At 70.0% G+C, this 22,338-nt stretch carries 18 protein-coding genes and 1 pseudogene; 5 read left to right on the forward strand and 14 right to left on the reverse strand.

What is annotated here, in order from left to right:
* The coding region (locus BM085_RS44560; RefSeq protein ID WP_483883303.1) for a transposase at nucleotides 1-485 on the reverse strand (485 nt) is incomplete at its 3' end.
* 1,469 nt (nucleotides 486-1,954) lie between these two features.
* On the opposite strand from BM085_RS44560, the gene BM085_RS21130 reads away from it, so the two are divergent.
* The 3 genes from BM085_RS21130 (at nucleotide 1,955) to BM085_RS21140 (ending at nucleotide 4,692) form a co-directional block, all read left to right on the forward strand.
* Nucleotides 1,955-2,953, forward strand: coding sequence for a TolB-like translocation protein (locus BM085_RS21130; RefSeq protein ID WP_093888685.1), 999 nt, complete (start codon nucleotides 1,955-1,957; stop codon nucleotides 2,951-2,953).
* 21 nt (nucleotides 2,954-2,974) lie between these two features.
* A complete protein-coding gene (locus BM085_RS21135; RefSeq protein ID WP_093888686.1) occupies nucleotides 2,975-3,550 on the forward strand; it encodes a pyridoxamine 5'-phosphate oxidase family protein in 576 nt (191 codons plus the stop codon).
* A gap of 533 nt (nucleotides 3,551-4,083) precedes the next feature.
* A complete protein-coding gene (locus tag BM085_RS21140) occupies nucleotides 4,084-4,692 on the forward strand; it encodes a hypothetical protein (protein ID WP_143121004.1) in 609 nt (202 codons plus the stop codon).
* Nucleotides 4,693-4,786: 94 nt separating this feature from the next.
* Here the strand turns inward: BM085_RS21140 and htpX are convergent, their stop codons facing one another.
* The 7 genes and pseudogenes from htpX to BM085_RS46035 all read right to left on the reverse strand — a co-directional run bounded on the left by htpX (nucleotide 4,787) and on the right by BM085_RS46035 (nucleotide 12,993).
* A complete protein-coding gene (gene htpX / locus BM085_RS21145) occupies nucleotides 4,787-5,638 on the reverse strand; it encodes a zinc metalloprotease HtpX (protein ID WP_093888688.1) in 852 nt (283 codons plus the stop codon).
* Between the two features lie 74 nt (nucleotides 5,639-5,712).
* Complete coding sequence (locus tag BM085_RS21150; RefSeq protein ID WP_093888689.1) at nucleotides 5,713-7,449, reverse strand: NADH-quinone oxidoreductase subunit N; 1,737 nt, start codon at nucleotides 7,447-7,449, stop codon at nucleotides 5,713-5,715.
* Nucleotides 7,446-9,062, reverse strand: a complete 1,617-nt coding sequence (locus BM085_RS21155; RefSeq protein WP_093888690.1) for a complex I subunit 4 family protein — start codon at nucleotides 9,060-9,062, stop codon at nucleotides 7,446-7,448. Before BM085_RS21155 ends, BM085_RS21150 begins: the two co-directional genes overlap by 4 nt.
* Nucleotides 9,063-9,195: 133 nt before the next feature.
* Nucleotides 9,196-11,133 (reverse strand): NADH-quinone oxidoreductase subunit 5 family protein, encoded by a 1,938-nt coding sequence (locus BM085_RS21160; RefSeq protein ID WP_093888691.1) that lies wholly within the window; start codon nucleotides 11,131-11,133, stop codon nucleotides 9,196-9,198.
* Between the two features lie 149 nt (nucleotides 11,134-11,282).
* Nucleotides 11,283-11,600 (reverse strand): annotated as a pseudogene (gene nuoK, locus BM085_RS47205) (NADH-quinone oxidoreductase subunit NuoK); the annotation flags it as partial.
* A gap of 2 nt (nucleotides 11,601-11,602) precedes the next feature.
* Complete coding sequence (locus BM085_RS21170) at nucleotides 11,603-12,139, reverse strand: NADH-quinone oxidoreductase subunit J family protein (RefSeq protein ID WP_093888693.1); 537 nt, start codon at nucleotides 12,137-12,139, stop codon at nucleotides 11,603-11,605.
* Nucleotides 12,136-12,993, reverse strand: coding sequence for a 4Fe-4S binding protein (locus BM085_RS46035; protein ID WP_245789503.1), 858 nt, complete (start codon nucleotides 12,991-12,993; stop codon nucleotides 12,136-12,138). Before BM085_RS46035 ends, BM085_RS21170 begins: the two co-directional genes overlap by 4 nt.
* A gap of 314 nt (nucleotides 12,994-13,307) precedes the next feature.
* Between BM085_RS46035 and BM085_RS21180 the strand changes: the two genes are divergently transcribed.
* Nucleotides 13,308-14,693, forward strand: a complete 1,386-nt coding sequence (locus tag BM085_RS21180) for a serine/threonine-protein kinase (RefSeq protein WP_093888694.1) — start codon at nucleotides 13,308-13,310, stop codon at nucleotides 14,691-14,693.
* Nucleotides 14,694-14,832: 139 nt separating this feature from the next.
* On the opposite strand, the gene BM085_RS21185 is transcribed toward BM085_RS21180, so the two are convergent.
* Together BM085_RS21185 and BM085_RS21190 are read right to left on the reverse strand one after the other, a co-directional pair.
* A complete protein-coding gene (locus BM085_RS21185) occupies nucleotides 14,833-15,969 on the reverse strand; it encodes an epoxide hydrolase family protein (RefSeq protein ID WP_093888695.1) in 1,137 nt (378 codons plus the stop codon).
* Between the two features lie 330 nt (nucleotides 15,970-16,299).
* Entirely contained in the window at nucleotides 16,300-17,766 is a 1,467-nt protein-coding gene (locus tag BM085_RS21190; RefSeq protein WP_245789505.1) for an FAD-binding oxidoreductase, read from the reverse strand.
* A 284-nt stretch (nucleotides 17,767-18,050) separates the two neighbouring features.
* On the opposite strand from BM085_RS21190, the gene BM085_RS21195 reads away from it, so the two are divergent.
* On the forward strand, nucleotides 18,051-18,932 hold the full coding sequence (locus BM085_RS21195; RefSeq protein ID WP_218158793.1) for an RNA polymerase sigma-70 factor: 882 nt from the start codon (nucleotides 18,051-18,053) through the stop codon (nucleotides 18,930-18,932).
* A 143-nt stretch (nucleotides 18,933-19,075) separates the two neighbouring features.
* On the opposite strand, the gene BM085_RS21200 is transcribed toward BM085_RS21195, so the two are convergent.
* The 4 genes from BM085_RS21200 to BM085_RS21215 form a co-directional block, all read right to left on the reverse strand.
* Entirely contained in the window at nucleotides 19,076-20,014 is a 939-nt protein-coding gene (locus tag BM085_RS21200; protein WP_093888698.1) for a hypothetical protein, read from the reverse strand.
* Between the two features lie 178 nt (nucleotides 20,015-20,192).
* Complete coding sequence (nuoH, locus tag BM085_RS21205; RefSeq protein WP_093888699.1) at nucleotides 20,193-21,146, reverse strand: NADH-quinone oxidoreductase subunit NuoH; 954 nt, start codon at nucleotides 21,144-21,146, stop codon at nucleotides 20,193-20,195.
* A 96-nt stretch (nucleotides 21,147-21,242) separates the two neighbouring features.
* Nucleotides 21,243-21,803, reverse strand: a complete 561-nt coding sequence (locus BM085_RS21210; protein WP_093888700.1) for an NADH-quinone oxidoreductase subunit C — start codon at nucleotides 21,801-21,803, stop codon at nucleotides 21,243-21,245.
* A complete protein-coding gene (locus BM085_RS21215; RefSeq protein WP_093888701.1) occupies nucleotides 21,800-22,321 on the reverse strand; it encodes an NADH-quinone oxidoreductase subunit B in 522 nt (173 codons plus the stop codon). Before BM085_RS21215 ends, BM085_RS21210 begins: the two co-directional genes overlap by 4 nt.
* Nucleotides 22,322-22,338 lie beyond the last annotated feature (17 nt).

Consider the following 22,338-nt stretch of genomic DNA (forward strand, 5'->3'; position numbering starts at 1 on the left):
CCGGGTTCGACGTCGGACACCCACAGCGGCAGGCCGCAGGGCGCAGACAGGGCCTGGATGTTGCCGCCGTGGTGGCGGGCCTTTCCGGAGTACCACACGTCGATGGGTTCGCCTTTGACGCTGATGGTCTTCTCGGCGCAGCGGTCGGTGGCGATGACGGTGCCGTCCAGGATCAGGTGGGTGAGGCCCTCATCGACGGCGCGCCGCAGGGCCTGGTGCAGGTCGGGCGCCTGGTCGGCCAGGACGTCGATGACCTCGTCGATGTAGCGGTAGGCGGTAGCGCGGGAGACGCCGTGGTCGCGGCCGAGGGCGGCCCGGTCGGTGCGGTCGCGAAACCAGCGCAGCCCCATCACCGCCTGCGCAAAACAGGTCAGCGCCCGAGAACCCGAGCGGGTGCCCAGGCGGCGGCGTTCGGCCGCCAGCAGCAGGGAGAGATGGCAAACCAGCTCCCGGGGGACGTCGAGCGTGGCACGATAGGTGATCACGTGGGGCTTTCTGGACCGAAGACGGCTTGTGGTGAGACCTCTTCTACCGAAAGCTCCACGCCTATTTCAGGGGCATCGCGATCCATCCCGATTCATGTCCGCCGGCCCCCTTCTGACGGCATCAAGAGTAAAATGCCCGAACCGATCTTGCTGAGATCACCTCAGTGACCCTCCGCAGCCCGAAATGGAACCTCGCCTCGACAAGGCGTGCCATCGCACGGTAACCAGGTAGAAAGCCGGGGCCTCCCGTTCCCGGTCCTCGAACGCGCTCTTTTCCGCGACCCCTCTTGTTCCGCACGCGAGTTCGCCCTGCGCCGTACCTGAGCTCGCCTTTTGTCATACCTGAGCCAGCCCCTGCCGCACATGAGCTCAGCCAATGCGAAGGCGTCCGGTTCTGTTCGCCCCTGCCCCGAGGCGTCAGCGAAAAAATATGATCAGCGCCTATCGGCGCACTATCGCATCACTTTTTTCAGGAACACTAAATAGCCGAAGACAGATGCCGGAGGTACGCCGACCTGCCGTTTTCCGGTCAATGGCATTGCGGCCGCATGGAGCCGGATGCCGGGCTTTCCATGCGGCGTCCCGAAGCCCTTCTTTGACAACTCCGATTTGACATCCGTGCATTCGACAGTGAGAGCCCCAAGCGGATCCAGCCCCCTGGACCGCCCCGCCCTCCCGGCTTTCGACCAGCTCAGCGGGGTGCAGTCGGACCGAAGGACGCCTTGGCCAATGGCCGGACAGAATCATCCGTCCCCTCTTCCCGTGCGCGCCACCTGTCCGGCGGACTCCGATCACGCTGCGCAAATCACCTGGCCACGGCTCTGACAGGCGGCAAAACACCGTCAATTCGACTGTTTTCTCGGACTGATTGTCAGCGCATTCTGAACAGAACTTAAATCTGTCGGACAGCTCCCTGCGAGCGATGCCCGACTCGCCCAGCCCCCGATTCTCGATCCGCTTCACGACCGCGCTTCAAGCACCGGCCGACATGAATGACGGCGAGGCTCCAATGGAATGACGGGAACGTTGCAATGGTGCACAATAAGCGACGGAGCGGTGCCCGCAAAGCCCGCTCCCTGTCCGCCTCACCGGAGAGTCCACCGGCCCATCCGGCGGCCGGTCACGGCCGGGAACATTAACGGCGAGAAGGTCCGGCAGGGAAATCGCAGAATCATCGCCCACGATTTCAGCCCGCTCCCGGCCCGCAGCCGACCACTCACGCGGCCATGCCATGGAGAAACCGCCTGGAGCCGGCCGACCGTGCGACGGAGAAAACCGCCGCACGACCGCGCCATGCAGAAAGCCACCGTGCGACCGCACCACGGAGAAGATCTCCGCGCGACCGCGCCACGGAGAAAACGACCGCGCCATGGAGAAAACCGCTGCTCGCCCCGCGAAGAGCGTGGCTGATCCGTGACGCAACCTTTGGCACCCGGGGCGCATCTATCCAGATGACGAAAGGACCATCGATGAAACCCTCACGCGGATTCGCCGCCCTCACGGTCGCGGCAGCGGCTGCCACCATGATCACAACTCCGGCGGATGCGACGACGGGAGCCGCATCCGACGACTCCGTCCGGTACGCCTGGGTCAGCAGCTGTTCCAAGAAGGACTACAGGGTCCCCTGCGGCAACTGGACGCTGACCATGCGCAGCGGGAAGACCGTCAAGCTGACCGACGCGCGGGTCCACCCCAAGCAGGCACGCGGCAAGGTGGACAAGGAGACCAACGCCCTGTTCGCGGTCAGCGGCGACGGCCGATCGGTGAACTACATCAAGGGCGACAGGCTCGTGATCCGCGATGTGAACAGCGGAAAGGTCCGCCCGCTGCCCGGCGGGGCGGCCGATCTGCCCAAGGAGCTCGGCCAGGACAGCGTGGACACCACGCTCTCCCCCGACGGCTCGATCGCCGTGGTCGACTACTTCGACGACGCCGAGAAGCTGCCGAGCCTGGTCGCCAACCTGAAGACCGGCAAGGTGACCAAGCTGCCGCCGAAGAACAGCGTGCTGAGCTTCAGCCCCGACGGACAGCATCTGCTGACCGGCCGGTTCACCGATGACAACATCACCGAGTTCGCGGTCTTCGACGCCGAGGGTCACGAGACCTCACGCCAGGTCGTCCCGCAGATCGTGTCCAACAACGCGCCGATCGCGCTGGCCGACGACGGGACCACCGTCACGCTGGTCATCACCGGCGGGTCGGGCAAGCCCCGCCTGCGCACCTACGACCTGTCCTCGGACACCGTCTCCGACGCGGTCCCGCTCGGCACGCCCAAGGACGAGAGCGCGCAGCGTCTCTACTGGGACGCGGCCGGCACCCTGACGCTCTGGACCAGCAGGGGCGACGAGGAGGGCACCGTCATCTCGGCGGTGAAGCGGACGGTGAACGCCGGGACCGGAACCACCCACAGGCTGGACTCCTTCAAAGTCAGGACTGACCCGTGGACCTGGTGGCTGCCCGGCGAATGACGACCGTCTATCTTCCCTTTCATGGGGAAAATTCATGACAGGATCAACGATCGGCTGCGCGAGTTCATCCAGGCGCAGCCGGTCTACTTCGTCGCGACCGCCCCCGAGCAGGGCGGTCACGTCAACGTCTCCCCCAAGGGATACGCCGACACCTTCGCCGTCCTCGACGACACCACGGTCGCCTATCTCGACCTGGACGGCAGCGGTGTGGAGACCATCTCCCACCTCCGCCAGAACGGCCGCATCACGGTCATGTTCTGCGCCTTCTCCGGCCCGCCCAACATCCTCCGCCTGTACGGCACCGGCCGGGTCGTCGTCCCGGAGAACCCCGGCTTCCCCGACCTGATCAAGAACTTCGGCCCGCACCCCGGCGTCCGGTCGATCATCATCGTCGACTGCGACCGCATCTCCGACTCCTGCGGCTTCTCGGTGCCTTTCATGTCCTTCGACGAGGACCGGACACTGCTGGACGAGTGGGCGCAGCGCAAGGACGTCCAGCAGAAGCGGACCTACCGCGCCAGGAACAACCGCGAGAGCATCGACGGCATCCCCGGCCTCTCCCCGGAGGAGACCGACCCGGTCACCCAACATTCCTGAAGGTTCCAACCTCACGGCCCCTCACGCGCGTCGGTGACGGGCGAGAGGAGGCCGAATCGGATCGCTGCGACGGCTTCCGTGAGCTCGTGCCCGCCCGCCGGCAATCGCCGACCGGCGCCGGACCACTTCCTGGTCCATGCTGCGGTCATACCGGTGACAGGCCTGCCACGGCGCGTACAGTGGCCCCTACGTGATGTCCCCCTGTCGATGAGCTCAAGGGGGCGTCGATGAGACTGTGCCGCCGACCGGCGGTTCTCGCCGGTGTGATCGCCGTTGTCATGGGAGCGGGGGCTCCGGTGATGGCGGATGCGGAGACGGGGACCACAGGGTCTTCAGTCCGTTATGCGGGGCTGGCCGGTTGCGTCTGCGCCCCCTGGACGCTCTGGACATGGGACGGTCAGGTGATCAAGCTGACCGATGCCCGAGTGTTCGCGGCGAAGGCGGGCAAGCGGCGGGCACCGCTGGCCCTGTCCCCAGACGGGGAGTATGTCGCTTATTTTCGGCGAGGAGACAGGACGCTCGTCATCCGTGACATGTCCACTGGAAATGTGCGGGTGGTCCCTGGGGTGCAGTGGTCGCGCGAGCTCCGCTCCACGCGGATCGACCTCGCTCCGGCCGGGCGTTACGTGGTCCTGGGCAACGGGCGGGACGACAGGGTCCTCAACGCGCGGAACGGGAGGAGTTCGGTGGTGCCGCCGGGGCTGCGGCCGTGGAGCTTCAGCTCGGACGCCAAGCTCATGCTCGCCGTCGACGACGAGTTCAGGGCGGGGATCTACTCGACGTCCACGCTGGCGGAGAAGGGACGCGTCCCCGTGGGGGGCGCGCTCAGCCCGGACGGCACGACCGTCGCCCACTTCACCGCCGACGAGTCGGCCATCGGCCTGTGGAACGTGGCCATGGGCAAGGCCGGTGGCGGGCTGCCTATCGCGCTCCCCTCCGAGAGGATCCCCACCCGGCTCCGCTGGGACGGCGCAGGCCACCTCGACCTGCAGATGGTCGCCCCGCCCAGGATCAACAAGAAGATCGACACGGTCTACACCTGGTATCGGGTGGACCAGGTGTCAGGGCTCGTCCAGCTGGTGGACACCTTCGCCGTGCCCAGTTCCGTCCACAACCCGATCGTCGCCGGGCTCAGCCCCTGACCGCTCTCGTCCATCGATCGTCACCGGGCTCAGCCCCCGACCGGTCTCGTCCGTCCACAACCCGATCGTCGCCGGGCTCAGCCCCTGACCGGTCTCAACGGCGGTAGCCGGCCATCCGCTCCAGCCGGGCGACACGCTCGGCGGTGGGCGGGTGGGTGGAGAACAGCCGGCCGATCCCAGCCCCTCGGAAGGGGTTGGCGATCATGAGGTGGGCGGCGGAGGCGAGACGTCCGTTCTCGGGGAGCGGCAGCTGCCGGGCGCCCATCTCGATCTTCCGCAGCGCCGAGGCGAGGGCCAGCGGGTCACCGGTCAGCCGGGCTCCGGACTCGTCCGCCTGGTATTCGCGGGATCGGGAGATGGCCATCTGGATCATCCCGGCGGCGACCGGACCGAGCACCATCATGAGCAGGGCTCCGATGAAACCGGGGCCCTCGTCGTCGTCTCCACCGCCGAAGATCAGGCCGACGTAGCCGAGGTAGGTGATCATCGTGGCAAGCGCACCCGCCACGGAGGAGACCAGGATGTCCCGGTTGTAGACGTGGGACAGCTCGTGTCCTATGACCCCGCGCAGCTCGCGCTCGTCGAGGAGCTGGGTGATGCCGTAGGTCACGCAGACCGCGGCGTTGCGGGGGTTGCGGCCGGTCGCGAAGGCGTTGGGCTGCATGGTCGGCGAGACGTACAGCCGGGGCATGGGCTGGCGGGCCTCGGTGGAGAGCTCGCGCACGATCCGGTAGAGGGTCGGTTGCTCGACCTCGCCCACCGGCCGGGCACGCATGGCGGACAGGGCGATCCGGTCGGAGAAGAAGTAGGCGACACCGTTGGTCACCAGCGCGATCAGAACCGCGATCTGCACGCCGGCGCCGCCCCCCAGCCACGCTCCCACCGCGATGATCACCGCGGACAGTGCGCCGAGAAGGACTGCGGTACGCAGACCGTTGTGGTGCACTGCACCCCCCTTTCGGTTGATGCCGATTCACCAGTGCCAACGTCTCCGGCCAGGTCGAACGTTCCCGACATCGTTCAACCGGAAGCGATGAGGCCCTCCGGCAGGAGGTCGAGCACCACTTGGGGGGCGATCGAGAACACCACCGCGACGACCCCCGCCAGCACGATGGCCACCCCCACCGGCACCCACCCGGCACGGCCACCCCCGGTACGGCCGGCCACCGCAGAGGTAACATCGGCCCCCGCAGGGACCTCACCCACCGCAGAGGGAACACCCGCTCCCGCGGGAGCACCGCCCGCCGTCGCAGGGGCGCCGGCGCCCTCGGTCACCGGGACCGGGGTGAAGATCCGTGCCGCCCAGGCGACGTAGTAGTAGAGCCCGACGACCGTGTTGGCGGCCATCACCAGGGCCAGCCAGGCTCCGCCGCCGTCGACAAGCTCCCGGAATACCACGACCTTGGCGAACAGCCCGGCCAGCCCCGGTGGCAGCCCCGCCAGGCAGATCAGGAAGAAGGCCAGCGCCAGCCCGGCTGCCGGGTTGCGGAACGCCAGCCCGCGGTAGTCGTCCAGCCCACCCCGGGCCCCACGCCGTGACACCAGCATGACCACCGCGAACGCGCCGAGGTTCATCGCCGCGTAGAACACCAGATAGGCGATCGAGGCGCTCACCGCCTCGTCGTCGCGGACTCCGAGGGGAGCGAGGATGTAGCCCGACTGGGCGACCGAGGACCAGGCGAGCAGGCGTACGGCATGGCGCTGGCGCAGGGCCAGGAGGTTGCCGACGGTCATGGTCAGCGCGGCGATGATCGCGACCAGCGGAGCCCAGACCGCGATCTGGCCCCGCAGGGCGGCGACCAGGATGAGGATCAGCCCGGCGAACCCGGCGGCCTTGGAGATCACCGAGAGCAGAGCCGCGACCGGGATCGGAGCTCCCTGGTAGACGTCGCCCGCCCACGCGTGGAACGGCACCGCCGCGACCTTGAAGCCGAACCCGGCGATCACCAGGACCATGGCCACGATGAGCACCGGCGGCAGGTCGTAGGTGATCTGGAGCACGGAGGCGTAGGCGTCGGGCCCGGATATGGCCATGGGCTCCGCGACGGGCCCGCGTAGGACCTGGGCCAGCCTGTCGAGGTAGACGGTCCCGGTCATGCCGTACAGCAGGGAGACCCCGAAGAGCATCACCGCTGTGGAGACCACGGAGACCAGGAAGAGTTTGACCGCCGCCTCCGAGCTCCGGCCGTCGTAGCGTCTGAGGGCGGTGAGCGCGAAGACCGGCAGCGAGACCAGCTCCAGCGCGACCACAAGCATGACCAGGTCCCGGGAGGCGGGCAGGGCGACGGCGCCGACCAGCGTGCAGAGCAGCAGGAAGTACCACTCTCCGACGGGGACGTCGCCGGCGGAGAGCTCCGCCATCGACAGGAGCACCACGACGACCCCGGCGGCCAGCGCGAGCCCCGCGAAGACCAGCGTGAAGTCGTCGACCACGAACGAGCACAGCGCCGAGGCGGCTCCGCCCGGCCCGCCCGGCCCTGATCCGAGCGTCCCGACGTCCAGCGCGCCGATGCCGGCCCTGGCCGGGCCGGGGAGCCCGGCGGGCACGCAGAAGGTCCGCATCGGGTCGCCGTCCCGCACGGCCTGCGCGGCCACCACGCCAAGCGCGCCCAGGACCCCGGTGAGGGTGACCGCTCCGAGCAAGGGACGCGCGTACGGCCTGCGGGGCAGGAAGGCGTCCAGGAGCAGCACCGCTCCGGCCGTGAGGACGAGAACCAGCAGCGGCGCGACCGCGTAGTAGTCGATCGACTGGATCACGGCGCCCCCAGCAGGGTCCGGACCACCGGGCCGGTGACGAGCAGGAGCGTCTTCGGCCAGAGACCGAGCAGCAGGATCAGCGCGATCAGCGGCACCCAGGCGGCCAATTCGTAGCCGGTGACGTCTCGCACGCGTGCGATCCCGACCCTCAGGACGGTCCCCGGTCGGCGGCCGCCTCCCCCGCCGCCCACCGCGGCGAGCACCGGAGCGTGGACGGTCTCGACGGAGCGGCCGTGGGTGACGCGGGAGAGCATGAGCAGGAAGTAGGCGGCGGTCAGCACGGTGCCGAGGCCTCCGAGCGCCATGAAGGTCAGGTAGAGCGGACGGGACAGGCCCGCGGCCGGTCCGTAGGCGCCGAGGAGTGCCAGCATCTCGCCCCAGAAACCCGCCAGGCCCGGCATTCCGAGGGAGGCGACGGCGGCGAAGGTCAGCAGGGAGCCGAGATGCGGCAGGCGCGACAGCATGCCACCGCCGAGCGAGGGCATGTCGGTGGTGCCGTAGCGATCCTTGATCGCTCCGGCGATGAAGAACAGCAGGGCGGTGATCAGGCCGTGGGCGATGTTGCCGAAGAGCGCACCGTTGACGCCGACCGGGGTGAGCGTGGCGAAGCCCAGCAGGACGAAGCCCATGTGACCGATGGAGGAGTAGGCGATCATCCGTTTGAGGTCACGCTGGGCGAGGCAGGCGAGGGAACCGTAGATGATGCCGATCACCGCGAAGGCACCGAGCCAGGGGGCCATGGCCGCGGCGCCGTCGGGCAGGACCGGGATGGCGATGCGGGCGAAGCCATAGGTGCCCATCTTGAGCAGGACGCCCGCGAGGAGCACCGAGCCGACGGTGGGCGCCTCGGTGTGTGCGGCGGGCAGCCAGGTGTGCAGCGGCCACATCGGAGTCTTGACCGCGAGGCCGATGCCGACGGCGATGAAGGCGAGCACCTGCGCCGAGGAGGACATCCCCGTCCCGTGGGCGCGGGCCAGGGCGATCATGTCGAGGGTGCCGGTCTGCGCCCAGATGAGGAGCAGGCCGAGCAGGAGCACGACGGAGCCGAGCAACGTGTAGAGAATGAACTTGATCGCCGCCGCCCGCCGGGCGTGCCCGCCCCAGACGGCGATCACGAAGTACATCGGGATGAGGACGACCTCGAAGAAAACGAAGAACAGCAGCAGGTCGAGGGCGAGGAACGTGCCGATCATGCCTACTTCGAGGACGAGCAGCGTGAACACCAGGGCCCGGGGCCGATTGCCGCCGGTCTTGGGTCGCAGGAGCTGTCCGGGCCCGTCGGCACGGCCCCAGCACAGGTAGACGGAGCAGAGGAAGACCAGCAGCGTGGTCAGCACGACCAGGGGCAGCGAGATGCCGTCCACTCCGAGGTGGAACCTGAGGTCCAGCCCCGGGACCCAGGCCAGATCCGTCGAGAACTGCACTCGGGCCGCGTCGCCGTAGTCGAACCCGGCGGCCAGCACCACCGACAGCGCGAACGTGACCCCGGAGACGGCCAGGGCGTGCGTCTGGAGCAGCCGCCCCCCGGCGGCGGTATCCCTCCGGAATGGCGCGAGCAGAGCGGCGGCCCCTGCCAGCGGCACCCCGAGAAGCGCGATCAGCACCCAGTTCATGGTCCGGCCACCTCACCCGGCGTCGAGGCCGTGATCCGGCCACCCCACCCGGGCGGCGTGGTCGGGATCGTGCTCGTCGTCACTGGCCGGATCGGCGGCGCCACGATGGCGGCCGGGGAGGGCGCCGGGGAACTCACCCGAAGATCACCGCCCCTACCGCGATGAGGAGGACGCCGGCCAGCAGGCCGGTGACATAGAGCTGGGCGTTGCCGTTCTGTGCCAGGCGCACCAGGCTCGCCAGGCCCACGGTTGCCCGGCCCGAACCGCGGACCGCGCCGTCGACCACGCGGTCGTCGGTGCGGGCGACCAGGCGGGCGAGGCCGAGCACGGGCCGGACGAACAGCGTGGTGTAGACGGAGTCGACGTAGAATGCCTGCTCGCAGGGGGCGCGGAAGGGGCCGAGCATGCGGGCCGGATCGCCCAGCGGGTCACTGTGCCATGCCGCGTAGACCGCGCCGGCACCCAGCAGCGCCACCACGACGCTGAGGGCGGCCGTGCCCCAGTGGACCTCGGCGATGCCCACCAGGCCCAGGAGCAGGGCGGGAACGGCGAGGATGACGATGGGCCAGCGCATGGTGGCCGGTGCCTCATGGATGTCGACGACGTGGGCCGTGCCCGGCTCCGGCTCGGGGAGGGCGTTGACGGGACGCTCTCCGAAGAAGGTCCGCAGCCACGCGCGGGTGGCGTAGGCGCCGGTCACCGCGATCGTGGCCAGCGCGCAGCCGTACAGCAGCAGGGCCGCCGCGTCGGTGAGCGGCCCTGCGGACAGGGCGCGCTCCATGGCCACCAGCACCTCGTCCTTGCTGAAGAAGCCGCTCGCCGGGGGCAGACCCATCAGGGCGGCGAAGCCGATCGTCATCGCGGCGAAGGTGATGGGAAGCTCCCTGCGGAGCCCTCCCATCGTGCTCATGAGGTTGGAGCCGACCGCGTGGATCACCGCTCCGGCGCAGAGGAACAGCAGGGCCTTGAAAGCGCCGTGAGTGATCAGATGGAAGATCGCCGCGCTCTCGGACCCGGCGGCCAGAGCACCGGCCATGTAGGCGAGCTGGCTGATCGTGGAGTAGGCGAGGACGCGTTTGAGGTCGTCCTGCGCCAGAGCGGCCAGGGCGGCGCCGAGCATGCCGAGCGCGGCGAGGACCGCGAGCACGTCCAGGGTGGGGCCGGCGCCGAGGAAGACCGGATAGAGGCGGGCGACGATGAAGATTCCGGCCGCGACCATGGTGGCCGCGTGGATGAGGGCACTGATCGGTGTCGGACCGGCCATCGCGTCGGGGAGCCAGACGTGCAGCGGGACCTGGGCGCTCTTTCCGGCGACCCCGGCGAGCAGCAGCATGGTCGCGGCGACGATCGTACCGGTGGACATCTCGGGCACCTTGGCGATGACGTCGGCGACTCTGAAGCTGCCGGCCGCCGTGCCGAGGACGAAGATCCCGAACAGGAAACCCACATCCCCGAGCCGGGTGACCAGAAACGCCTTGACCGCCGCCCGGGAGTTGGCCCGGTCTTCCCACCAGTGCCCGATCAGCAGGTAGGAGCACAGACCCATGATCTCCCAGCCCACGTAGAGGACGAGGAGGTCTGCCGCGTAGACGACCAGGAGCATGGCGCCGGTGAACAGGCTGATGAAGGCGCTGTAGGAGGGGTAGCGCCGGTCGTCGCCCAGGTAACCGATCGAGTAGATCTGCACGGCCAGCGCGACCACGGTGACCAGCACCGCGATCGAGGCGGAGAGGCCGTCGACGAGCAGCCCGACGGAGATCGGCACCGAGCCCGTGTCGATGACGTCGAGTGTCCCGGTGACCCCGCCGATCCCGGACGGGCCGGAGGGCCCGGCGGGGAAGGGGAACGGTTCGCCCGGCCCTCCGCCCCTGCCGCTCCAGCCGGCGTAGGCCAGCCAGGCCGCGAGCACCGTGGAGATCCCGGTGGGCACGACCGCGATCCAGGCGGCCCGGCGGTTCGCGGCCACGTCGGCGGCTCCGCCCCGCAGCCCCCGGGGGAACCGGGAGCCCAGGAGCCCGGCGGCCGCCGCGACGGACGGCAGCAGGATGACGAGAGCGGCGACGGCGATCACGACGTCTCCCCCGACCTGGCGGCCGACTCGGACACGGCCTGGCCGGGGTCGGTGCGGGCATCGCTGGATCCGGCGGTGGCCGGCCCTTGGAGCGGCCCCCGGACAGGGTCCTGGGCAGGGTCCTGGGCGGGGTCCCGAGCGGTGCCGCCGTCGGTGCCGGTGGGTTCGGCCAGGTCGCGGAGACGGTCGAGGTCCACGGTCTGGCGGTTGCGGTAGAGCGCGAGGATGATCGCGAGGCCGAGACCGACCTCGGCGGCGGCGATCACGATGACGAAAAGCGTGAGGACCTGGCCACTGTGCAACCGATCGCGCAACCACACGTCGAACGCGACCAGGTTGAGGTTGACCGCGTTGAGCATCAGCTCGACGGACATCAGGACGAGGATCGTGTTGCGGCGGGCGAGCACGCCGTACACACCGATGGAGAACAACAGCGCCGAGACGACAGCCGGATAGACGACGTGCAACGTCAGTCCCTCCCCCGGATGTCGGTGCGGGACAGGACGATGGCGCCGATGAGGGCGGCCAGCAGGAGAACCGAGAGCGCCTCGAACGGGAGCACCCAGTTGCGGAAGATGCTGGAGCCGAGCTCCTTGGCCGAGCCCCCGCCGGGCTCCAGGGGTGCGTAGGCCGTGCGGAAGCCGTCGATGACCACGGTGACCAGCACGACGGCGGTGGCGACCGCCACGACCGCGGCGGCCGGCCGGTTGCGGCTGTCGAGATCGGCGGTTCTGCCGATCGGAGCGCGGGTGAGCATGAGGCCGAACAGGAGCAGGGCGACGATCGCGCCGACGTAGATCAAGACCTGGACCCAGGCGACGAACTCGGCCGTCAGGACCAGGTAGCCCCCGGCGAGCGCGCCGAAGCAGACGACCAGCCAGAGAGCGGCGTGGACAAGCTGTTTGGTAGTCACCACCAGCAGCGCCGACCCGACGGCCACCGCGCCCAGCAGCAGGAAGACGATCTCCTGCCCGGTCGGCGACAGATAGGACGGCGCCTCGGTCACGACTCCTCCTCAGGCTCTCCACTCGGATCCGTGGAAGAAGTCTGCTCCGGTCTGCCCGCCGCCGGAGGCGCGCCACCCTCATCTGTGGATAACTTCTCGGCGGATGGCTCGCCTGTGGATGGAGCGTCCTTCTTGGGCAGGGCTCCCGGCGGCCGGATGGCCCGGACGCTCGCGTGCCCCGCCGACGCCGTTCGTGGCGGCCTCAGCGGGCCGGACCTGCCCGTCGTACGGCCCGCCGTACCGGTGCCGGGGGTGGAGACGTCCGGCGCGGAGGGGGTGTCGGCCGATTCGGGGGCGGTGCCGGCCGCACCGGGATCCGTCTCACCGGCGGCGGGAGCAGGCCGGGCCGCACCGGCGGCAGAGGCCACGCCGGGACCCGTCTCGCCGGTGGCGGAGGCCGTACCCGAGCCCGCCTCATCGGCGGCGGGAGCCGGGCGGGTCATGCCGGGACCGGCCGCGCCGGGAGCCCTCCCGCCGGGGCCTGGGCGGGAGGCGGCGGCCAGTTCCTTCGGGGGGGCGGCGTTGGGCTCGTGGGCGGGGGGCGGGGGGACGGTCTGGGCCCAGGCGGCCAGTTTGTCCTTCTCGTGGAGAAGGTTGCGGATGTCGCCCTCGGCGTACTCGAACTCCGGGGACCAGAACAGGGCGTCGAACGGGCAGACCTCGATGCAGATCCCGCAGTACATGCACAGGGAGAAGTCGATCGCGAAGCGGTCAAGCATGTTGCGGGCACGGGGACGGCCGCCCTCGGGGGCGGGGACGGTCTCCTTGTGGGAGTCGATGTAGATGCACCAGTCGGGACACTCACGGGCGCAGAGCATGCACACCGTGCAGTTCTCCTCGACCAGAGCGATCACCCCCCGGCTCCGGGGAGGCAGGTCCGGCCGAACTTCGGGGTACTGCTGAGTCACCGATCGGCTCAGCATGTGGCGAAGGGTGACGGAGAGCCCCTTTGCCAACCCCACTCCTGGTATCCGTCCCACAACTCAACATCATGGCGCATAGGGGTCCGCTCGGGAATGCGGTGGCCCGTCGGAGAGGCGATCCCCAGGCTCTTCCGGTTATCCACAACAGTTATCCACAGTCTGTGTGTTCGATTACCGCGCTCTAACTGCGGAACCGATACGGAAGAGGACTGCAAGCAGCTTCAGAAATACGTATTGTTCGCGACATGTCCCACCAGTACGGCCCCGCCTGGCACTCGCAGCCGCCCGCACGCTCCAACACGGGGTGGAGCGTGGTGTGGACATTGGTGCCCCTGTTCACCTGCGGCATCGGGACGCCGTTCATCATGGGCCACGCCGCCTACCGGCTGCGGAGCGCCGCGCTGGTCCTCGCCACCGTCCTCTACGGGCTCGGCGTCGGGGTGTTCATCGTCGGCGCGGGGATCTACGGAGACTCCGAGCTGATCCCGACCTGGCTGGACGCCACGATGATGATCGGGCTGTTCGGCAACTGGCTCGGCGGTCTGGGCCACGCGCTGATCATCAGGGGGTCGGTGTTCCGGCAGCCCGCTCCCCCGATCCCGTACCCCGTCCCGGCCCCCCATCCGGCCCCGGTCCCGGTGATGCCGTACCCGACCGTGCCCACCGTCGCGTCGCAGATGCAGACGCCCGGCCCGCGGCCCCAGACCCACCACACCCAGCCCCAGGGCCGGCACGGCCAGCCCCACAACGGCCAGATGCGCCATGACCAGACCCGCCACGGCTACGACCAGCCTCACCAGGGCCGGGCGCAGCACAACAGCGGACAGCACAACGGCGGACAGCACAACGGCCCGGCGCCCCAGGGCTGGCTGGGACCGTACCGGCTGATCGGAAGCCTGGGCAAGGGCGGTCAGGGAACGGTCCATCTCGCGCTCACCCCGCAGGGGCAGAAGGTCGCGATCAAGGTTCTGCACGAGCACTTCACCGGCGACCAGGTGGTCCGGGAGCGGTTCCTGCGGGAGGTGGAGGCGACCCGCAGGGTGGCGACGTTCTCCACCGCGCGGGTGCTGGACGTCAACATCAACGAGGACCAGGCCTACGTCGTCAGCGAGTACGTGGACGGCGTCTCCCTTGAGCAGCTGGTCCGCGACCAGGGACCGCGCAACGAGGACGGGCTGACCCGGCTGGCCCTGTCCACGGCGGGCGCGCTGGCCGCCATCCACCGGGCGGGCGTGGTGCACCGGGACTTCAAGCCGGCCAACGTGCTGATCGGCGCGGACGGCCCACGCGTGATCGACTTCGGCATCGCCCGCGCCCTCGACCAGGTCACCGCGACGTCGGGCAACATCATGGGCACCCCCGCCTACATGTCCCCCGAGCAGCTCGGCGGGGGCAGCATAGGCCCGGAGACCGACGTGTTCAGCTGGGCCGCCACCATGATCTTCGCCGCCTCCGGCCGCGTGGCCTTCGGCGAGGACACCATCCCCGCCATCCTCAACAGGGTGATCAACCATCACCCCGACCTGTCCGCCCTGCCCCAGTCACTGCGCCCGCTGGCCGCGTCCTGCCTGGAGAAACAGCCCGGCAACCGGCCCACGGCCGCTGACATCATGCTGCGGATCGTGAACTAGACGATCGATCGGTTCCGGGGCCCACGGCCCCGGAGATCCACGACCATCGCATGGCCGGCCCGGGAGAAAGGACCTCGCAGCCACCCGCGCACGACAACTCGACCGGCGGGCGCGCCGGCCGCCATCCACGATCAGGAACTCACCTGACGAGGCGGAAGAAGGCCCGGACGTCCTCGACGAGCAGGTCGGGCGCCTCCATCGCGGCGAAGTGACCGCCCCGGTCGAACTCCGACCAGTGCACGACGTTGTGTTCGCGCTCGGCGATCCGCCGGACCCCGGCGTCGCCGGGGAAGACGGCGGCGCCGTGCGGCAGCGCCGAGTACTCGACCGCCGCCCCCCACCTCTTCTGCCCTTCTTTGTAGAGGCGGGCAGCCGAGGCGGCGGTCCCGGTGAACCAGTAGATGCTCACGTCGGTGAGCATCTGGTCGATGTCCACCGCGTCCTCGGGCAGTTCGCGGGCCGGGTCGGTCCACTCCTTGAACTTCTCCACGATCCACGCCAGCTGCGCCGCGGGCGAGTCGTGCAGCCCGAACGCGAGGGTCTGCGGCCGGGTCGCCTGGATTATCGCGTAGCCGGCCCGGTCCTGGTCCTGGTACTGGCCGAGGCGGGCGAGTTCCGCCTGGGTCAGCCCCTCGAACTCAGCCGGGTCGCCGGTCGGGAACCCGAGCGCGCCGTTGACATGCACGCCGGCGACGTTCTGGGGCGCGGTGCGGCCGAGCATCGGCGCGATGACCGCGCCGCTGTCGCCCCCCTGCGCGCCGTACCGCTGGTAGCCGAGCCGGTCCATCAGCTCCGCCCACGCCCCGGCGACCCGCTGCATGTCCCAGCCGGTCTCGGTGGTGGGACCGGAGAAGCCGAACCCGGGGATCGACGGGGCGACGACGTGGAACGCGTCGGACCGGTCGCCGCCGTGCGCCGCCGGGTCGGTGAGCGGTCCGATGACCTTCAGGAACTCGGCGACCGAGCCCGGCCAGCCGTGCGTGATGATCAGCGGCAGCGCGTCGGGTTCGGGCGAGCGGACGTGCAGGAAGTGGATGTTCTGGCCGTCGATCTCGGTGGTGAACTGCGGGTGCTCGTTGAGCGCCGCCTCCTGCTTCCGCCAGTCGTACGCCGTCCGCCAGTACTCGGCCAGCTCCTTCGCGTACGAGGACGGGACGCCGTACGACCAGCCGGTGCCGGGCAGCTCGTCCGGCCAGCGGGTGCGGTCCAGGCGGTCGCGGAGGTCGTCCAGGTCGGCCTGCGGGATATCGATGCGGAACGGGGTGATTTTCGCCATGCCCAAGACATTACGCGGCAGCTAGGACAGGTCCGGTCCTAGGATGCGGACAAGATTGACGGCATATCGGGGACCTCGGCTCGACTCCTCGGATTGGCCCCTCCCGCAGACTCACCGGGACTGGTCCGGCGTGGCGCCTGCGGAGCGGCTCGGCGTCACGACACGTGTCGTACGACTTGATGCGGGCCGTACGACACGACGTGGCCCGTACGACTTGATACGTGCCGTACGACACGACGTGGCCCGTACAGGCTTGATGCGGGCCGTACGACACGACTGCGGGCCGTACGGCACGATGCGGGCCGCGTTGTACGGACTGGCCGGGGCGGCTCAGACGGCTTCGCCTGTCCGCACGGCCTGCCGAGGCCGGACGTTGTGGTTGCTGGCGAACAGGTTGCCGGGGTCGTACTGACGCTTGACCTCCGCGAGCCGCTCATAGGTCTCCGTTGGATAGATCGCGGCGACATCCTCCTCGGTGGCGGAAGCGAGGAAGTTCGCGTAGGCGCCGCTGACGTGAGGTGCGAGTCTCCGCCAGATCGCTTCCAGAGCCGGACGAGCGGCCTCGACGACCGGCGCCGGACCCACGGTGGTGGTCACGAACATCAGCTCCGCTTGGCGATGCGCGTAGGCGGTGGCGTCACCGGGGACTCGGGACAGCGCGCCGCCGACGCTGCGCACGGCGATGAACGGCGGCTGCTCCGACGCCCCGGCCTCGGCAAGGATCCGAAGGACCTCGGACACCGATTCCTTGTCGACGAACGCGCTTCGGGCGACGAGCCGGATGCCGGGCGGCGGGGTCACGCCGTCCACGAGCGTGTCCGCGTAGGGCTTCAGCGCGACATCGTCGTCGATCACCGTGCCGAGCCGGCGGATCGGGTCGATGGCCCGCGCCGCGAGCCCCGGGTCGTCGCCGTCGAAGACGACGTGGATCTCGACCGGCGCTTCGGGTCCGCCGGCGAAGGGATTGGCGAAGTTCGCGATGGAGGTGAGCTCTTCGGGGGCGGTGCGGAGATGGTCCGCCCAGCCCTGAAGCACGCCGGCCGCCTGCGACGCCGGGAAGACGATCTTGCCGTAGAAGACGTCCGTCGTCGGGTGTGCCGCGAACTCGAAGGCGGTCACGATCCCGAAATTGCCGCCGCCACCGCGAATCGCCCAGAACAGCTCCGGGTTCTCCTCCTCGCTCGCCCGCACGACCTGCCCGCCGGCGGTGACCACCTCTGCGGCGACCACGCTGTCCAGGGCCAGGCCGTACTTCCTGACCTTCCAGCCGATGCCGCCGGTCAACGTCAGCCCGCCGACACCGACGCTCCTGGTGTCGCCCGAGGAGATCGCCAGGCCATGCGGGGCCAGGGCGTCCGCGACCTGACCCCAGGTGGCGCCGCCGCCGATCCGCACGAGGTGACGCTCGTTGTCGATGATCTCCACGTTCGCGAGCTCGCCGAGGTCGATCACGACGCCGTCGTCGTTGGTGCCGAAGCCCGCAAAGCCGTGGCCGCCGCCTCGCACGGACAGCGAAAGCCCTGCGCCGGCGGCGAATCCGACACCCGCCCGCACGTCCCCGACGCTTTTGGGCCGCAGAACACAGGCCGGACTGCCCGAAGCCAGTACCGAGCGGCTGGCCGACGCGTACTCCGCCGCGCCCGGTTCGATGATGTCGCCGCCGAAGTCGCGGCGCAGCGTGTCAAGCGCCGAGCTCATGGATGTGGCTGCGAGCGGGCCGCCAAAGAGGTTCGAACGTGGTTCCACGATGCGTTTCCCTTGTGTCGTCGCGTGTTGCGCTGAACGAGCACAAGACACCGGCGGCTCGATCCTTGTGACAGCGCGGCCATGTGACGTACGTCATAGACAGGTGGCCGCACCGGTGGCATCCGGCGCACCGCTGCTCACGACGCCGCCTCGGCGTCATGTCATCCGGCGGCGGGCAAGTCACGTCATTCGGCAGCGAACAGCAGGGATTGGCCACCGTCTCGGTGTCACAAAACGGTGGTGCCCGGTGTCTGGTGGGTGACACAGTCGAGACTGAAGGAGCCGCTCCCATGGCCGGCACGTCGCAGACCGCACCCGAAGATCGCGGCGGGGGCATGAGCCAGGGCGACCGCGCGGAGTCCGCCACCGAGGCGTTCGTCGCCCACCGCAACCTGCTGTTCACCGTCGCCTACGAGATGCTCGGCTCGGCCACCGACGCGGAGGACGTCCTGCAGGAGACCTGGTTGCGGTGGACGGGCGTCGATCTCGGCACCGTGCGGGATCAGCGCGCGTACCTGGTCCGGATCACCACCCGGCAGGCGCTCGTCCGGCTGCGCACGCTCGGTCGGCGCAAGGAGTCCTACGTCGGCCCCTGGTTGCCCGAGCCGCTGCTGACCACGCCCGACGTGGCCGAGGACGTCGAGTTGGCCGAGAGCGTCTCGATGGCGATGCTGCTGGTGCTGGAGACGCTCACGCCGACCGAGCGGGCGGTGTTCGTGCTGCGCGAGGTGTTCGATCTGGCCTACGACGAGATCGCCGGAGCCGTCGACAAGAGCCCGGCCGCGGTCCGCCAGATCGCCCATCGGGCACGGGCGCACGTCGCGGCGCGCCGGCCGCGCGGGGTCGTTTCTCCAGCCGAGGCCCGCGGCGTGCTCGAGGCGTTCCAGCGGGCGGTCGAAACGGGCGATCTGCAGCGCCTGCTCGACATCCTCGCGCCGGATGTCGTCCTCTTGGGTGACGGTGGCGGAGTCGTGCGGGCCGCGCCGGCGCCCGTCGTGGGGGCCGGCAGCGTGGCCGACGTGCTGGGCAGGTTCGCCATGGCGTCGCTGCAGCCGGCACAGGTCAATGGCCACCCGGCGCTGATCCGCCGGCTCAACGGCGAGATCGACACCGTCATGGCGGTGCGCATCGACGACGGCCTCATCAGCGGGCTCTACGCCGTGCGCAATCCCGAGAAGCTGTCACGCATGGAGCGGGAGACCACGGTGAGCCGCTGAGCCGGCCGTCGCACGCCGGCCGTACCCTCGCGGGACCGGACGGCCCCGCGGAGCCGGGTGCCGGGCCCTGGAACCGGTCGTCTACGGCACCGCGTCCGGGACCCGGGTCCGTCTTACGGCACCGCGTCCCGGACCCCGGTCGTCTACGGCACCGCGTCCCGGACCCGGGTCGTCAGGTCGAGGTACTCCTCGCGGCTCAGCGCCCGGGTCTGCAGCTCCAGTCCGTTCCGTACGGCGAAGCGCTCCACCTCCTCGGGATCCCAGCGTCCCGGCAGGTGGAGCAGGCTCTCACCGACGATCAGCCCGCTCATTCCGGGCTCCGCCGAGTAGAGCAGCAGTCTGGACGCGTCGATCTCGCGTGTCCTGCGCGCCGTCTCCAGCAGCAGCCGGCCGTGGACGACCACCAGGCGGCAGTGCGGGTCCCCCCGCCGCTGGAGCTCCCGGGCGTCGGCGATCTGCCTGCGGGTCCGGCGCCGGCCGATCCCGACGACGACGGCGGCGCCGATGACGGTCACCACGGCCAGGACCAGGGCGGCGATCCCGAGCAGGCCCATGCCCCGGGCGACGTCACGGCTGGGGGCCGTCATGTTGAGGACCACCAGCGTCGCGAAGGCGACGCCGTAGGCCAGCACCAGCCACATGAGCCCGTAGAGCAGCTGCTCGCGCCACCAGACCTTCGGCGAGCCCATGGGGGGTCGCAGGCTTCTCACCCCCGGCACGCGGAGCCTCGGCAGCGCCGGGGGCGGCCGGCGCCAGGTCACCACGTGCCACCCCGGCGACCTGCGGGCGAGCGCGACCCGGGCCTCCTCCCCCGTGGCGAACCGCCGCAGCTCGAACCCCAGGCCGTTCTCCCGGGCGAACGCCTCCACCTGCCGGCGCGAGCGGGAGCCGGGAGCCTCCATCATCACCAGGCCGGACTCGTCCAGCACCGCCAGGCCGTACCGCGTCCTGCCCCTGCCCGGGTAGCCGAACAGGAGCAGCGCGCTCACCCGATCCGGGCCGGCGAGCGGCAGCCGTACCGGCGGATGCTCCGGTACCTCGACGACCAGATCGTCGTCCTCCACGGCGAGCGCGAGAGTCATGCGTTCCGTCCTTGGCCTGTGATGTCACATACGGTTTTCCTTCTTGCCCCTTGCCCGGCGCGCACGCTTCGAACGTGTCCCGCGCGCACGCTTCGCACACCGGTCCCATCCTGTACGGCGGAGCGGTGTCTGCGCGCGACCCGCCACACCACCGGCGGCGGGATCGCGGAGGGGCGGATCATCCCGCCAGGACTTTGACGACCCCCGTCAGCGCGAGCTGGATCAGCGCCAGCGGCACGAGGCCCACCCAGGCGAGCTTCTGGAGCTGGTCCTCGCGGAGGCGGGGAAAGCTCACCCTGAGCCAGATCACCACGAACACCAGGGCGAACACCTTGATCAGCATCCACACGGGCCCGGGCAGCAGGGGCCCGTGCCAGCCGCCCAGGAACAGCACGGCGGTGAGGGCGGAGACCACGATGATCCCAGCGTATTCGGCCAGCATGAACAGGGCGAACCTGATCCCCGCGTATTCGGTCAGCGGGCCCATGATGATCTCGGAGTCCGCGATCGGCATGTCGAACGGCGGGCGGCGCAGCTCGGCGAGCCCCGCCACGAAGAAGATCACGGCGCCGATCGCCTGCCAGGGCAGCCACCACCACTGCCAGGCCTCCACGATGCCCGGCAGGGAGAGCGTGCCCGCGGCCATCGCGACGCTGGAGGCCGCCAGGACCAGCGGCAGCTCGTAGGACATGAGCTGGGCCGCCGACCGCATCCCGCCCAGGACCGAGTATTTGTTCCCCGACGACCAGCCGGCCATGATCGAGCCGAGCACGCCGACTCCCATCACGGCCAGGACGAAGAACAGGCCGACGTCCAGGTCCACCCCGACCAGACCTGGGCCGACCGGGATGACGGCCATCACCACCAGGTAGGGGATCAGCGCCACCCCCGGTGCCAGGGCGAAGACCCGGCGGTCGGCGGCGGCCGGGATCACGTCCTCCTTCTGGACGAACTTGACCCCGTCCGCGATGAGCTGGGCCCAGCCGTGGAAGCCCCCCGCGTACATCGGGCCGAGCCGCGCCTGCATGTGCGCCATGACCTTGTGCTCGGTCTGGCCGGCGACCAGCGGCAGCACGAGGAAGACCGCGATGATCCCGACGAGCCGGACCGCGGCGTCGAGCACTCCGGCCATCACGCCTCCCAACCGAGCACTCCGGCCATCACGCCTCCCGGCCGAGCGCTCCAGCCGAGCACTCCGGCCATCACGTCTCCCCGGCCGCCGGGCGTCTCAGCCATCACGTCCCCAGTCGGCGGGCACGCCGGGCGGGAGGGTCTTGCGGCGGCTCGGCGAGCCGTGGTCGGACTCACCGGGCTCCTTGGCCCCCGGCCAGGCCTTCGCGACCCGGGCGGCCAGCACGAAGTCCTTGCGCAGCGGGAAGCCCTCGAAGCCGTCGGGCAGCAGCAGCGGGACCAGGTTCGGGTGGCCCTCGAAGATCACACCGAACATCTCGAAGGTCTCGCGCTCGTGCCAGTCGGCGCCCCGGAAGACGCCGACCGCGCTGGGCAGGCGGGGGTCCTCGCGCGGGACGCGGGTGCGCAGCAGCAGGTGCCCGCGCGAGCGGGGGTCGAACACGTGGGCGACGACCGAGAACCCGTCCGGCGGGTCGTCCACCCCGGTCAGCCAGTCGAAGAACTCGTAGCCCGCGGAGCGGGCGGACTCCAGCAGGCCGATCCAGTCGCCGGCCTGGACGTCCACCGTGATCTCGCCGAACGACTCCGACACCTGTGCGCGCGTGCCGTACCGCTCCTGGATGGCGGCCACCCCCGGCAGCCCCGCGTCGCCGCTCATACGACCGGCTCCCCGGCCGGCCGGGCGTACCGGTCGCCCAGGTGCTCGGCGGCGATCTTCTCCTGGAGCAGCATGATGCCGTGGAGCAGGGCCTCGGGCCGGGGCGGGCAGCCGGGGACGTAGACGTCCACCGGGATGATCTGGTCGACGCCCTTGGTGACGCTGTAGGAGTCCCAGTACGGCCCGCCGGAGTTGGAGCAGGCGCCGAAGGAGATCACGTATTTCGGGTCGGGCATCTGCTCGTACAGCCGCTTGACCGCGGGGGCCATCTTGTCGGTCACCGTGCCCGAGACGATCATCAGGTCGGCCTGCCGCGGGCCGTTGGCGAACGGGATGACCCCGAACCTGATGAAGTCGTGCCTGCTCGCCGAGGTCGCGATGAACTCGATCGCGCAGCAGGCCAGGCCGAAGTTGAACGCCCACAACGAGTAGCGCCGTCCCCAGTTGAGGATGAAGCGCATGGGCTTGGGGGCCAGCCGGGAGACCGGCCCCACCGTGGGCATCGGAAGATCCGCCATGCCACTCATTCTCCTTC

The sequence above is a fragment of the Streptosporangium canum genome (assembly GCF_900113865.1).
Classification (GTDB): domain Bacteria; phylum Actinomycetota; class Actinomycetes; order Streptosporangiales; family Streptosporangiaceae; genus Streptosporangium; species Streptosporangium canum.